Here is a 13,627-nt window from a genome sequence, read left to right on the forward strand (position 1 = left end):
GGATGTACCGCCCTCTTCGTGAGCAAGCTCACTCCCACAATTCCGGCAGCGAGGCCAAGATCCTGACCTCACCTCGATCCTGCGAGCTTGCTCGCGAAGACTTACCTTCACTCACCAAAAAACGCCGCCCCCCTTCACCGCCCTCTTAAACCCAGATCTCCTCCCCGACACAAAATGTTTCCCCTTTCCTGAGGCCCGATATACTTTTCGCCATCGCCGTTAATCGGCCGAAAAGGGATGTCGTCGCGTGCAATGGATTCTTCTGCTGGCCGGTCTGGTAATCGGAGCGCTTCTTGATGAGTCGCTGTTGGGCGGCGCTGTCGGCGCGGTCATTGGCCTGGCCGCAGGCTTGAGCTTCCGGCTTGGTGCATTGACGCGGGAGACCGCTGCGCAGAAAGCCGAGCTCGCCAAAACCCGGCTGGACCTCAACGCCGTTCAACAACGCCTTAGCCAGCTGGACTCAGCCGCCGCGCAATTGCCGGATGCGCCCGCGCCTGCGCCGTTGAATGTTCAGCCCATCGCAGACGACGGCCCGGAACTGCTGTGGGACCTCCCGGATCTTGAACCGGCCGCCTCGGACGCTGGCGACTCAGAATGGAGCCGGCCTCCGCACGCGCCGTCACCTACAGCCCCGAGCTACCCGCCCGCCTCCCTGCCCGCTTCAACCCAGCCCGCTCCTCCCCCGCACAGCCTCTTCGACAGCGCCTTACTGCGCGCTAAAAACTGGCTGCTGGGTGGCAACACCGTGCTGCGGGTCGGCGTGGTGCTGCTGTTTCTCGGCCTGGCGTTTCTGCTGCGCTACGCCACCGAAGGCATGGTCGTCCCGATCGAAGCCCGTTATGCCGGCGTGGCGTTGGCAGCCCTGGCGCTGTTGGGTCTGGGTTGGTGGTTGCGTCACCGCAATGAGTCCTTCGCGCTGATGCTGCAGGGGACGGGCGTCGCGGTGCTGTACCTGACCGTATTCGCCGCCATGAAAGTCCACACCCTGCTGGTGACGGGGATGGCGTTCAGCCTGTTGGTTGCAGTCACCGTGTTTTCGGCCATTCTCGCCGTCACGCAAAACTCCCTGGCCCTCGCCTGCGTGGCCGCGCTGGGCGGGTTTGCTGCGCCGCTGCTGACGTCCTCCGGCGAGGGGAGTCATGTCGCGTTGTTCAGTTATTTCGCCCTGCTCAACGCCGGCATTTTCGCCATCGCGTGGTTCAAGGCATGGCGCCCGCTGAACCTGATCGGCTTCATCGGCACGTTCGGCATTGGCTTCGCCTGGGGCATGGACGCGTACACGCCCGAGCTGTTCTGGAGCACCGAACCCTTCCTGATTCTGTTCTTCCTGATGTACCTGGCCATCGGCCTGCTGTTCGCCCGACGCAAGCTGCAAGAGCATGCCGCCGGGCCCGACGACGACAGCCGCGAAGCCACCCTGCGCTGGTCCGCGCGCCAGACTCACTACGTCGATGGCAGCCTGTTGTTCGGCACGCCTATCGTGGGTTTCGGCCTGCAATACGCGCTCGTCAAACATTTGGAATTCGGCGCTGCGTTGAGCGCACTGGCGCTTGGCTTGCTGTACATGGGCATTGCTCGGTTCCTGGCCAGGCGCGCACCGGGTCGGGCATTGCTGCTGGTCGAAACGTGCCTGTCACTGGGCGTTGTGTTCGGCACGCTGGCGATTCCGCTGGGCCTGAGCGCGCAATGGACGACGGTCGCCTGGGCCGTCGAAGGCGCGGCGGTGTTCTGGCTCGGCATGCGCCAGAACCGCTTGCTGGCGCGGGTTTTCGGCTTGCTGCTGCAACTGGGCGCGGGGATCGCGTTCCTTGGCGTGGTCGGCCGCTGGTTTGTGCCGAACTTCAACCACGGCGATTTCTGGACACCGCTGATCATCGCGCTTGCCGGCCTGGTCAGCGCCTTCACGGTCGAGCGCGTAGGCACCTTGCGTTTGTCGTTGAGCAATCGCTTCCTGCAGCCATTGCTGTTGATCTGGGGCGCGCTGTGGTGGTCCGCGGCAGTGGGCGTCAGCACCCATTACGTGCCGGGAGAGACCGAGTTCTCGACGCTCTTGCTGTTGGGCGCTTTCAGTGTCGGGCTGTGGACAATGGCGGCCCTGCGTCTGAACTGGGCGGGAATCGCGCAGCTGTCCACGCTGCTGACGCCCATGAGTGCGGTATTGCTGGCGCTGATGAGCTTCAACTCTTACTACAACCCTGCCGCCGATTGGGGCTGGCTGGGCTGGCTCGCGGTGTTTGCGGTTCATCTGTTGTCGCTGAATCGGCTCGACAAACTGCTGCTCCCGCGCTTGCGCAGTGCAGCCCATGTGATCGGCTGCTGGCTGATCATCGCCGTGCTCTCGCTGCAACTTCGTTACGGATTGCTGGTGTTGTCAGAGTCGTATAACGCTTGGCGCTGGCTGGGCTGGGCGTTGCTGCCGAGCCTGTACTTGCTGGCGATGACGGCTTCCCGCACGTGGCTCTGGCCCGTCACCGCCTATCCGCGTGAATACCGTGTCTGGGCCGCCGCGCCGCTGGCGGCATTGATGCTCGGCTGGTTCTGGCTGGCGAACGGGTTCAGCGAAGGCGCTGCCGATCCCCTGCCCTATCTGCCGCTGCTGAACCCGCTGGAGCTGGGCTTGCTGATCACACTGACCGGTATCTTCAGTTGGAGCCGCCAGCAACTCCCGCAATTGGGCGTCAGCGAGGGGCGGGCTCAAAAAGCGGCGCTGGTCATTGCCGGCGCATCGCTATTTGCGTTGATCACAGCCATGGTCCTGCGCACGGCGCATCACTGGCTGGGCGTGGCCTGGTATCCGGATGCGCTGTTTGAATCCATGCGGGTACAGGCCGGGCTTTCCATCGTTTGGACGCTGAGCGCTCTGGCGCTGATGATCGGTGGCCACCTAAGCGCCCGCCGCGACCTGTGGATCGTCGGCGCCGCGCTGATTGGGGTTGTCGTCGCCAAACTGTTCTTCGTCGAGCTGAGCAATCGCGGCGGACTGGAGCGAATCATTTCCTTCATCGGCGTTGGCGTTCTGTTGCTGGTGGTGGGATATTTCGCCCCCCTGCCGCCCCGGCATCCGGCCCGAAGTGAGGGTTTGACCGATGCGGGTACTGCGGACCGGGCATCGAAATGAAGGGTGTAAGGAGTGTTCAGTTGAGTCGTCAGTTCTTCATCAAGGCTGCCCTGCTTGTCCCGTTGCTGGGCTCGCTGCTGTGCGCGGCGTCGCTCAGTCAGGCGGAGGATCTGCCGGATGATTTCACCACCCATGCGCCCCTGACCGTCAGCGGCGAAGGGCCTTGGTATCGGCTGGAATTGCCCCTCGGCGTGCAGTTGAACGCGCGCCAGAGCAATCTCAACGATGTGCGCGTTTTCAATGCGGACGGCCAGGCCCAGCCCTACGCGATCACTCAAAGCCCGCCCCAGCGTGCAGCCGACGCAAGCCCGGTCTCGGTGAAGTGGTTCCCGCTGTACAACAGTGATGCCGCGTAAGACGCCGAGCCGAAAATCCGCGTCGAGCGAACGCCCAACGGCACGCTGGTGGAGGTGCAGCCCCAGGGCGAGATCGAGGCGGGCGAAGAGATTCTGCGCGGCTGGTTGCTCGACACCAGCGCGATCAACGCGCCGCTGGATCAATTGATTCTGGACTGGAGCAGCGAGCGCGACGGCTTTCAGCGGTTCAGCATCGAGGCCAGCGACGACCTCCAGCACTGGCAGCGCTGGGGCGAGGGTCAGGTCGCGAGGCTGTCATTTGCTGAAGAGTTGGTTGAGCAGCGCGTCGTCAATCTGCCGGGGCGCAGCGCCCGCTATCTGCGTCTGCTGTGGAAATCGCCCCTGTCCGCGCCGACGCTGAACGCCGTGCAACTGATCAGCACGCGGCCCGGCGTGCTGCCGTTGAGCTGGTCGCCGGCCATCAATGGACGCGTCGAAAAACCGGGCGTGTATGTGTGGCAACTGCCGGTGGCCCTGCCGCTGGAACGCATGCGGATCGACATCGCGCAACCCAACAGCCTCGCGCCTGCCACGCTCTATGGGCGTCGTGACAGCAACGCAGCGTGGGAGTTGATCGACAACGGCCTGCTTTATCGGCTCAGCCAGAACGGTCAGGACGTTGTGCAGGATGAAATGGAGCTGCCGGGCAATGTCGTGCAGCAGCTGAAACTTGAGGTCGATGACCGTGGCGGCGGCCTGGGCAATGACGCGCCGACGCTGAGTTTTGCCGTGCGCGCCACGCAACTGGTGTTTCTCGGCCGCGGCGCGCCGCCTTACAGCCTGGCCGTCGGCAGTGCCACGGTGAAAAGCGCGGCGCTGCCACTGGCGACGCTGATTCCCGGTGTCAGCCCCGAGAAACTGGCGGCGCTGGGCAGTGCGTCCATGGCCTCCACACCGGTCGCGCCGGTTGCTGCGGCTGCACCCGTGGAGGCCAGTGGTCCCGACCTGAAACGCATCGGTTTGTGGGCCGTGCTGATACTCGGCGTGGTTTTTCTGGCCTGGATGGCGCTTGGCACACTGCGCGGGTCTCGTAGCAAGTAACGCGCAAAATAACGCGCCAACCGAGGCGCCAAATTATAAGTGTCGGGGTGATGACGCTGAATCGATCCGGCATCGAAAAAATTGCAGACGATGGCCGCCAATTCGTCACCCCGATCGCGTTACGCTTAACGTACACCCGATGCGACCGGGTGCGACGATCCCTTGTGGGATCGGCTTCAGCCGGGAAGGCGTCGGTCGTCACGCTGCAAGATTTGCGGTGTTCACACTGGCCTCTTCCCGGCTAAAGCCGGTCCCACTTGGATGTAGCCCGTGAACTGAATCACTACCTAACCGGTCTGACAGGCAGTATTAAATCTCCGCTCACGCTAGACTGTGCGCGTTTTTATCCCCCATTTCGGAGCTCTCCATGTCCCGCGTTACCTTGAGTCGTTATCTGATCGAGCAGACCCGCACCAACAACACCCCTGCCGATCTGCGCTTTCTGATTGAAGTGGTGGCGCGTGCGTGCAAGGAGATCAGCCACGCGGTATCCAAAGGCGCCCTGGGCGGCGTGCTCGGCAGCATGGGCACCGAAAACGTGCAGGGTGAAGTGCAGAAGAAACTGGACGTGATGTCCAACGAGATTCTGCTCGAAGCCAACGAATGGGGTGGTCACCTGGCTGGCATGGCGTCCGAAGAAATGGACAACGCCTACCAGATCCCCGGCAAATACCCGAAAGGCGCCTACCTGCTGGTGTTCGACCCACTGGACGGCTCGTCCAACATCGACATCAACGCGCCGGTCGGCACGATCTTCTCGGTGCTGCGTTGCCCGAACGAGTACCTGAGCCAGAACGAAGCGCTGAACGAGAAGGCATTTCTGCAGCCAGGCACCCAGCAAGTCGCCGCCGGTTACGCCATCTACGGCCCGCAGACCATGCTGGTGCTGACCCTGGGTGACGGCGTCAAAGGCTTCACGCTGGACCGCGAGATGGGCAGCTTTGTCCTCAGCCACGAAGACATCAAGATCCCGGAGTCCACTCAGGAGTTCGCGGTCAACATGTCCAATCAGCGTCACTGGGAAGCCCCGGTCAAGCGCTACGTCGAAGAGCTGCTGGCGGGCGAAGACGGTCCGTTGAAGAAGAACTACAACATGCGCTGGGTCGCGGCGATGGTCGCTGATGTACACCGTATCCTGACCCGTGGCGGCCTGTTCATGTACCCGCGCGATTCCCGCGAGCCTTCCAAGCCGGGCAAACTGCGCCTGATGTACGAAGCCAACCCGATGTCGTTCCTAGTGGAACAAGCCGGTGGCGCGTCGACCGATGGCCATCAGCGCATCCTCGACATCCAGCCCGAAGGCCTGCACCAGCGCGTCGCGGTGTTCCTGGGTTCGAAAGAAGAAGTGGAACGCGCAACGGCGTATCACAAAGAGTAACGTCCTGGATGGCCGCCTTTGGCGGCCATTTCTTTTCTGCAGGACCCGGTTAAGTGGAAGTGACCTGGGTGGCGCTTCACTGTTGTCGCAGGCGGGCAAGAACAACCGCTAAATTTTATGCGGCTGAAATTCCGTCTTCGTGAGCAAGCTCACTCCCACAGGGTTTACTTTTGCTGCACAACCGCGTGCTGTCTGGCCGAGCGGAAAAATCTCTTCCTCGAAACCAGTCCTCCCCTTTTTTCTTCTAAGCTTGCGGCATCAGGGCGGCGCTGCGGCGCTGCTCTCCTCCCTCGATTCAGGAGCTTCATCTCATGTCTTTGCGCACTCTCGCGGTGTTGTCGTTCTGCGTATTGCTGGCGGCCTGCAGCAAGGTCACTCAGGAAAATTACTCGAAAATCTCGGCCGGCATGCCCAAGGCCCAAGTCGAGCAACTGCTCGGCAGTCCGACCGAATGCTCCGGCGCGTTGGGAATGTCCAGTTGCACGTGGGGCGATGCGAAGACCTTCATCAGCGTCCAATACGCCGCCGACAAGGTCGTGCTGTTTTCAGCGCAGGGGCTTGAATGAATATTCGTCAGGGATTGAAAATCGGCGCCGTGGCGCTGGCAGCATTGTGGATCAGCGCCTGTGCGGTTAAGCCAGAAACTGAATCCATGGCGCCGAAGACGGTTGATCATGTTGATCTCAAGCGTTATCAGGGCACGTGGTACGAAGTGGCGCGGCTGCCGATGTTCTTCCAGCGCAACTGCGCGCAGTCCGAAGCGCATTACACGCTGAAGGACGATGGCAACATCGCTGTCACCAACCGCTGCTGCACGATCGAGGGCAAGTGGGAGCAAGCAACCGGAACGGCTTCACCGCAGGTTCAGGGCAAGACCGACAAGCTGTGGGTCGTGTTCGACAACTGGTTCTCGAACCTCTTCCCGGGTGTGGCAAAGGGCGATTACTGGGTGCTGTACGTGAGCCCCGACTACAAGGTGGCGCTGGTGGGCAGTCCGAACCGCAAGTTCCTCTGGCTGCTGTCGCGCACGCCTCAAGTGCCGGATGCAGTGCGCAACGACCTGCTGATGAGAGCGCAGCAACAGGGCTACGACACCACCAAGCTGATCTGGCGGGTGGCGGATTCGAAAGTGGGCAAGGCAAAGGACTGACCTGTTCGGTCATTCGTGAGCAAGCTCACTCTCATAAAACATGACAGCGCCGCAGTTCTACCTATGGACACAAAAATTGTGGGAGCGAGCTTGCTCGCGAAGGGGCCCTTCGCCTCTGCACACATGTTCAGCCCAGCAATTCCCTCAGCACCTGAGCGAACGCACGGCTGCTCTGCCCTTCATCGGCATGGTGGCCGTCGCGGATCACCCAGCGGCCATTGACCATCACATCCTTGATCTGACGATCACTCCCGGCGAACAGCCAGCGATTGAGAATGGCATCGCCAGACGCCGTTGCCAGATAAGGGTCGTTACCGTCCAGCACCAGCCAGTCGGCCCGTTTTCCCACTTCCAGCGCACCTACCGGTTGGCCCATCGCTTGGGCACCGCCCACCAGCGCCGCGTCGTATAGCGTGCGCCCGACCATCGGCTGATCAGGCCGGTACAGGCGGTTACGGCGCTGATCGCGCAGACGCTGACCGTATTCGAGCCAGCGCAACTCTTCGACCACGCTCAGCGACACATGGCTATCAGAGCCGATACCCCAGCGCCCGCCCTGTGCGATGTAATCCACCGCTGGGAAAATCCCGTCGCCAAGGTTCGCTTCGGTGGTCAGGCACAGGCCCGCGATCGCACGACTTTTCGCCATCAACGCCACTTCGTCAGGCTCGGCATGGGTCGCATGAACCAGGCACCAGCGCGCGTCGACATCGACGTTTTCATACAGCCACTGCAATGGCCGGCGACCGCTCCAGCCCAGGCAATCGTCGACTTCCTTTTGCTGCTCGGCGATATGAATGTGGATCGGGCAATGGGTGTCGCTGGCGGCCGTCACGTCACTGATTTGCTGCGGGGTCACGGCACGCAGCGAGTGAAAGCAAAGCCCCAGCGCCTGGGCGGGTTGCGCGGCGATGATGGGCTTAAGACGTGCTTGCAGGTCCAGGTAACTGTCGGTGCTGTTGATGAATCGGCGCTGGCCTTCGTTCGGGTTCAGGCCGCCGAAACCGGAGTGGCTGTAGAGCACCGGCAACAGGGTAATGCCGATGCCGACCGAACTCGCCGCCTGGCTGACCTGCAGCGCCAGCTCGGCGGGGTCGGCGTAGGGCTTGCCGGTGGTGTCCTGATGGACGTAGTGAAACTCCGCAACCGAAGTAAAACCGCCCTTGAGCATTTCGATGTACAGCTGCCGCGCGATGACGCCGAGCTGCTGCGGACTGATCTGCCCGACGAGGCGATACATCAGGTCACGCCAGGTCCAGAAACTGTCATTGGGATTGCCGGCCACTTCCGCGAGGCCCGCCATGGCGCGCTGAAAGGCGTGGGAGTGCAGATTGGGCATGCCCGGCACGACCGGCCCGTTGAGCAGCTCGGCGCCAGCGCGTTCGGCATCGGCTTGAATCTGGCTCAGCAGGCCATCGGCGCTGACCTCGAAACGAACGTTATTGGCCCAGCCGGTGGGCAATAGCGCGCGTTCGGCAAAGAAAACGGACATGACTCGGCACCCCTTGCGTGAAATTGTCTATACATATACAGACGTTTATACGGCCGGTAAACTGCGCCGCGCTTGTCGGCACACGTGTTAATGGTTAGCGTGGACGCTGTAACCTCTTCCGCCTGAATAACGCCATAACAAGGATTTCTCTGTGCCGACTCCGCCTGCCAATTTGCCGCTGGCCTCCCAGATGGGTGACAGTCCGGCGCCTCTGTACGCCAGGGTGAAGCACATGATCACCCAACAAATTCAGAACGGCACGTGGCCGCCGCACCACCGCGTACCGTCCGAGAGCGAACTGGTGACGCAGCTGGGCTTCAGCCGCATGACCATCAATCGTGCCCTGCGCGAGATGACCGCCGAAGGGCTGCTGGTGCGCATGCAAGGCGTCGGTACATTCGTCGCCGAGCCCAAGACCCAATCGGCACTGTTCGAAGTGCATAACATCGCCGATGAGATCGCCGCCCGCGGACATACCCACACCTGCCAGGTCATCATCCTCACGGAAGAAGCCGCTGGTTCCGAACGCGCGCTGGCGCTGGACATGCGTGAAGGCCAGCGAGTGTTTCATTCGCTGATCGTGCATTTCGAAAACGATATCCCCGTGCAAATCGAGGACCGTTTCGTTAACGCCCTCGTCGCGCCGGACTACCTGCAGCAGGATTTCACCCAACAAACGCCCTACGCCTATCTGTCTCAGGTCGCGCCGCTGACCGAGGGCGAGCACGTGGTTGAGGCGATTCTCGCTGAACCCGACGAGTGCACATTGCTGCAGATCGAGAAGGGCGAGCCGTGCCTGCTGGTGCGTCGGCGCACCTGGTCCGGGCGCCAACCGGTGACTGCCGCCCGCCTGATTCATCCCGGTTCACGCCACCGCCTGGAAGGACGCTTCAGCAAATGACTCAACTGACTGTTCTGCGCGCTGCTGACTACCCGCGCATGCCCTGGAAAAACGGCGGCGGCAGCACCGAGGAAATCACTCGCGATGCCGGCGAAGGCCTGGAGGGTTTCGGCTGGCGGTTGTCGATTGCCGACATCGGTGAGTCGGGCGGCTTTTCGGTGTTCGCCGGTTATCAGCGCATCATCACGGTGCTGCAAGGCGCAGGCATGACGCTGAACATCGATGGCCAGGACAGCGAGCCACTGCTGCCGTCCGATCCGTTCGCATTCAGCGGCGACAGCGCAGTGTCATGCACGCTGCTCGACGGCCCGATTCGCGACTTCAACCTGATCTACTCGCCAGCCCGCTACCGCGCGCGCCTGCAGTGGATCGACGTGATGCAGCCGCAGCGGTTTTTCAGTTCGGCCAACACGTTCGTGGTATTCAGCGCGGCCGAGCAGATGGCCGCCAATGTCGGCGAGCATCCGCCGCAACGGCTGGAAAAACACGATTGCCTGCAATTGGACAACGCTGCAGGCGGGCTGCTGGAGGTTGTGCTCTACGCCCCTCGCGCCAGTCGCGTGTGCGTGATCGAGTTGTCACGCGTCTGAGTCCCGCCGTCCCTGTGGTAGATTGCGTTTTTTTCGCCAGCACAGGGACGACCATGACGACGCTCAACAACAATAAAGAAAGCCCCCGAGCCCTCGCCATTCTTGCCAGTTTTCTTTCATCGGAGTCGGCAGGCGGCCTTGTGCTGATGGGCGCTGCCCTCGCGGCGATCATCGTTGCCAACTCCCCCCTCGCCCCCTCGTATTTCGCCGCACTGCACAGTGTGTGGGGCGGGTTGTCGATCGAGCTGTGGATCAACGACGGGCTGATGGCGATCTTCTTTCTCATGGTCGGTCTGGAAATCAAACGCGAAGTATTGGCGGGTGGCCTTGCCACTTGGGGTCAGCGCGCGCTCCCCGGTTTTGCGGCAGCGGGCGGCATGCTGGTGCCGGCGCTGATCTATATCGGCATCAACATGGGCAACGCCGAAACCCTGAGCGGCTGGGCGATTCCTGCGGCCACCGATATCGCCTTCGCTCTCGGCGTGCTGTCGTTGCTGGGCAAGCGGGTGCCGACGTCGTTAAAGGTGTTTCTGGCCGCACTGGCGATTCTCGATGACCTGGGCGCCGTCACCATCATTGCGCTGTTCTACAGCAGCGGCCTGAACATGCCGATGCTCGGTGCCTCCTTCGCGACGCTGGCCGTGCTGGTGATCATGAACCGCATGGGCGTGCAGCGATTGCTGCCGTACCTGCTGCTGGGTCTGCTGTTGTGGTTCTTCGTGTTGCAATCCGGCGTGCACGCGACGTTGGCTGGTGTGGCGCTGGCGCTGTGCATTCCGCTGGGCACGCCCAAGGAAGAAGCCCGCTCGCCGCTGCTGTTCCTTGAGGAAAAAATGCACTACTGGGTGGCGTTCGCGGTGGTGCCGATTTTCGGCTTCGCCAATGCGGGCGTGTCCCTGTCGGGCATCACCCTCGGCAATCTGGTCGATCCGGTGCCGCTTGGGGTGGCACTGGGGTTGTTCGTCGGCAAGCAGATCGGCGTGTTTCTCGCAGCCGTGCTGGCAATTCGATCCGGCCTGGCAACCCTGCCGGAAGGCAGCAACTGGCCGCAGCTGTATGGCGTGGCCCTGCTCTGCGGGATCGGGTTCACCATGAGCCTGTTTATCGGCAACCTGGCCTTCCCGGGCGCTGCGCATCTGATCGATGAAGTGAAAGTGGGCGTGTTGCTGGGTTCGATCGCGTCGGCGCTTGCCGGGGTGTGGCTGCTGCGCAGCAAGCTGGCCCGGCACTGATTAGTGCTGATTAGCACTGAGACTACCCTGATATACCCAGCGCTACCGATCATGTGGGAGTGAGCTTGCTCACGAAGACCGTGTATCAGCCGCAGAGAATTTGGCGGATGTACGGGCCTCTTCGCGAGCAAGCTCGCTCCCACAGGTCAGGTGTCGGCAGCGATATCTGCACACGACGTTCTGTTACCCAATTCGCGCACTGAGCTGGTGCGTTCGCACCGAAAAGTAACAATTTCCTTCGTTTCATCTTCTTTGCATCCGTAACCCTCCTTAAACCTGAAATCTTGGCAAGCCCGACGCAGAGCGGGCCGACGGGATTTCTGCGCCTGCAAAACCAACATTGGCCCCCTGGTTGCATATGCTTGTATGTACAAGTAAGCATGAGTCGATAAAAGGCGTCCACGCCCGGTTCGGATCACAGCAGCGACGCTCATGCAGAACCTTATTCCCACATTCGTCACGGACCCCGCGTCCCGGCCGGATTGATCATCGAGGATTGTTAAGTGACTACTGACCACAACACCCCTGCTCAGCAATGGACCAAACGCCGCGATGTGGAAATCCGCGCAGCCCGTGGCACGCAACTGACGGCCAAGAGCTGGATGACCGAGGCACCGTTGCGGATGTTGATGAACAACCTCGACCCGGAAGTCGCCGAGAACCCGAACGAACTGGTGGTCTACGGCGGTATCGGTCGTGCAGCGCGCAACTGGGAATGCTACGACAAGATCGTCGAAAGCCTGACGAACCTGAATGACGACGAAACCCTGCTGGTGCAATCCGGCAAGCCGGTCGGCGTGTTCAAGACCCACAGCAACGCACCGCGCGTACTGATCGCCAACTCCAACCTGGTGCCGCACTGGGCGAGCTGGGAGCATTTCAACGAACTGGACGCCAAAGGCCTGGCCATGTACGGCCAGATGACCGCCGGCAGCTGGATCTACATCGGCAGCCAGGGCATCGTTCAGGGCACCTACGAAACCTTCGTCGAAGCCGGTCGCCAGCATTACGACGGCAACCTCAAAGGCCGTTGGGTGTTGACCGCAGGCCTTGGCGGCATGGGCGGCGCACAGCCGCTGGCCGCCGGCATGGCGGGCGCCTGCTCGCTGAACATCGAATGCCAGCAGAGCCGCATCGATTTCCGCCTGAAGACCCGTTACGTCGACGAGCAAGCCACTGACCTCGACGACGCCCTCGCCCGCATCGCCAAATACACCGCCGAAGGCAAGGCGATCTCCATCGCCCTGTGCGGCAACGCCGCCGAGATCCTCCCGGAAATGGTCCGACGTGGCGTGCGCCCGGACATGGTTACCGACCAGACCAGCGCCCATGACCCGCTCAACGGCTACCTGCCAAAAGGCTGGACCTGGGAGCAGTACCGCGAGCGCGCCGCCACCGAGCCTGCCGCTGTGGTCAAGGCCGCCAAGCAGTCCATGGCCGAGCACGTCGAGGCCATGCTGGCGTTCCAGAAGATGGGCGTGCCAACGTTCGACTACGGCAACAACATCCGTCAGATGGCCAAGGAAGTCGGCGTGACCCACGCCTTCGATTTCCCCGGTTTCGTGCCCGCTTACATTCGTCCGCTGTTTTGCCGTGGCGTCGGTCCATTCCGCTGGGCCGCGCTGTCGGGCAATCCTGAAGACATCTACAAGACCGACGCCAAAGTCAAAGAGCTGATCCCGGACGACGCGCACCTGCACAACTGGCTGGACATGGCCCGTGAGCGCATCAGCTTCCAGGGTCTGCCGGCACGTATCTGCTGGGTCGGGCTGGGTCAGCGCGCCAAGCTGGGCCTGGCGTTCAACGAAATGGTCCGCAGCGGCGAGCTGTCGGCGCCGGTAGTCATCGGTCGCGATCACCTGGACTCCGGCTCCGTCGCCAGCCCGAACCGCGAGACCGAATCGATGCAGGACGGCTCCGACGCCGTGTCCGACTGGCCACTGCTCAACGCCCTGCTCAACACCGCGAGCGGCGCGACCTGGGTCTCGCTGCACCATGGCGGCGGCGTCGGCATGGGCTTCTCGCAGCACTCGGGCATGGTCATCGTCTGCGACGGCACCGATGAAGCCGCCGAGCGCATCGCCCGCGTCCTGCACAACGACCCGGCCACCGGCGTGATGCGTCATGCCGACGCGGGGTATCAGATCGCGATTGACTGCGCCAAAGAGCAGGGTCTGAACCTGCCGATGATCAATAACTGATCAATGCCCGGGTTGCTCGCAGCCCATGTGGGAGCGAGCTTGCTCGCGAATGCTTAGGCCCAGACGCAGGTGATGCGTCGTCTGTACCGGCCTCTTCGCGAGCAAGCTCACTCCTACAGAGGGATGCATTCTGCAGAATTTGCGCGTGCCAACACTCGCTTTACGGGG

General features: G+C 62.2%; 9 protein-coding genes and 1 pseudogene. 9 read left to right on the plus strand and 1 reads right to left on the minus strand.

Going from position 1 to position 13,627, the window contains the following annotated elements:
* Positions 1 to 247: 247 nt before the first annotated feature.
* From ABEH28_RS06260 to ABEH28_RS06280, 5 genes and pseudogenes are all read left to right on the plus strand, one after another.
* Positions 248 to 3,118, plus strand: a complete 2,871-nt coding sequence (locus ABEH28_RS06260) for a DUF2339 domain-containing protein (protein ID WP_346629414.1) — start codon at positions 248 to 250, stop codon at positions 3,116 to 3,118.
* Positions 3,115 to 4,515: pseudogene (locus tag ABEH28_RS06265) on the plus strand (DUF3999 domain-containing protein). The gene ABEH28_RS06260 and the pseudogene ABEH28_RS06265 overlap by 4 nt, the downstream one beginning before the upstream one ends.
* Positions 4,516 to 4,882: 367 nt before the next feature.
* On the plus strand, positions 4,883 to 5,893 hold the full coding sequence (locus ABEH28_RS06270; protein ID WP_192171239.1) for a class 1 fructose-bisphosphatase: 1,011 nt from the start codon (positions 4,883 to 4,885) through the stop codon (positions 5,891 to 5,893).
* 311 nt (positions 5,894 to 6,204) lie between these two features.
* Complete coding sequence (bamE, locus tag ABEH28_RS06275) at positions 6,205 to 6,459, plus strand: outer membrane protein assembly factor BamE (protein WP_192171240.1); 255 nt, start codon at positions 6,205 to 6,207, stop codon at positions 6,457 to 6,459.
* 86 nt (positions 6,460 to 6,545) lie between these two features.
* Entirely contained in the window at positions 6,546 to 7,043 is a 498-nt protein-coding gene (locus ABEH28_RS06280) for a lipocalin family protein (protein WP_346629542.1), read from the plus strand.
* 127 nt (positions 7,044 to 7,170) lie between these two features.
* Here the strand turns inward: ABEH28_RS06280 and ABEH28_RS06285 are convergent, their stop codons facing one another.
* Entirely contained in the window at positions 7,171 to 8,535 is a 1,365-nt protein-coding gene (locus tag ABEH28_RS06285; protein ID WP_346629415.1) for a formimidoylglutamate deiminase, read from the minus strand.
* A gap of 190 nt (positions 8,536 to 8,725) precedes the next feature.
* Between ABEH28_RS06285 and hutC the strand changes: the two genes are divergently transcribed.
* The 4 genes from hutC to hutU all read left to right on the plus strand — a co-directional run bounded on the left by hutC (position 8,726) and on the right by hutU (position 13,459).
* A complete protein-coding gene (gene hutC / locus ABEH28_RS06290; RefSeq protein WP_192171477.1) occupies positions 8,726 to 9,436 on the plus strand; it encodes a histidine utilization repressor in 711 nt (236 codons plus the stop codon).
* Entirely contained in the window at positions 9,433 to 10,026 is a 594-nt protein-coding gene (locus ABEH28_RS06295) for a HutD family protein (protein WP_346629416.1), read from the plus strand. Before hutC ends, ABEH28_RS06295 begins: the two co-directional genes overlap by 4 nt.
* A 53-nt stretch (positions 10,027 to 10,079) precedes the next feature.
* Positions 10,080 to 11,258: a Na+/H+ antiporter NhaA gene (gene nhaA, locus ABEH28_RS06300; protein ID WP_346626932.1), complete on the plus strand. Its 1,179-nt coding sequence runs from the start codon at positions 10,080 to 10,082 to the stop codon at positions 11,256 to 11,258.
* Between the two features lie 503 nt (positions 11,259 to 11,761).
* Positions 11,762 to 13,459: a urocanate hydratase gene (gene hutU, locus ABEH28_RS06305; RefSeq protein ID WP_346629417.1), complete on the plus strand. Its 1,698-nt coding sequence runs from the start codon at positions 11,762 to 11,764 to the stop codon at positions 13,457 to 13,459.
* Positions 13,460 to 13,627: the final 168 nt, after the last annotated feature.

This window comes from Pseudomonas sp. Ps21-P2 (assembly GCF_039672565.1).
Lineage (GTDB): Bacteria > Pseudomonadota > Gammaproteobacteria > Pseudomonadales > Pseudomonadaceae > Aquipseudomonas.

Bases quoted from the DNA above. Each gene is read 5' to 3' on its own strand.
- ABEH28_RS06270 (WP_192171239.1), top strand. From the start codon at position 4,883: ATGTCCCGCGTTACCTTGAGTCGTTATCTGATCGAGCAGACCCGCACC.
- bamE (WP_192171240.1), top strand. From the start codon at position 6,205: ATGTCTTTGCGCACTCTCGCGGTGTTGTCGTTCTGCGTATTGCTGGCG.
- ABEH28_RS06280 (WP_346629542.1), top strand. From the start codon at position 6,546: ATGGCGCCGAAGACGGTTGATCATGTTGATCTCAAGCGTTATCAGGGC.
- ABEH28_RS06285 (WP_346629415.1), bottom strand. From the start codon at position 8,535: ATGTCCGTTTTCTTTGCCGAACGCGCGCTATTGCCCACCGGCTGGGCC.
- hutC (WP_192171477.1), top strand. From the start codon at position 8,726: ATGGGTGACAGTCCGGCGCCTCTGTACGCCAGGGTGAAGCACATGATC.
- ABEH28_RS06295 (WP_346629416.1), top strand. From the start codon at position 9,433: ATGACTCAACTGACTGTTCTGCGCGCTGCTGACTACCCGCGCATGCCC.
- nhaA (WP_346626932.1), top strand. From the start codon at position 10,080: ATGACGACGCTCAACAACAATAAAGAAAGCCCCCGAGCCCTCGCCATT.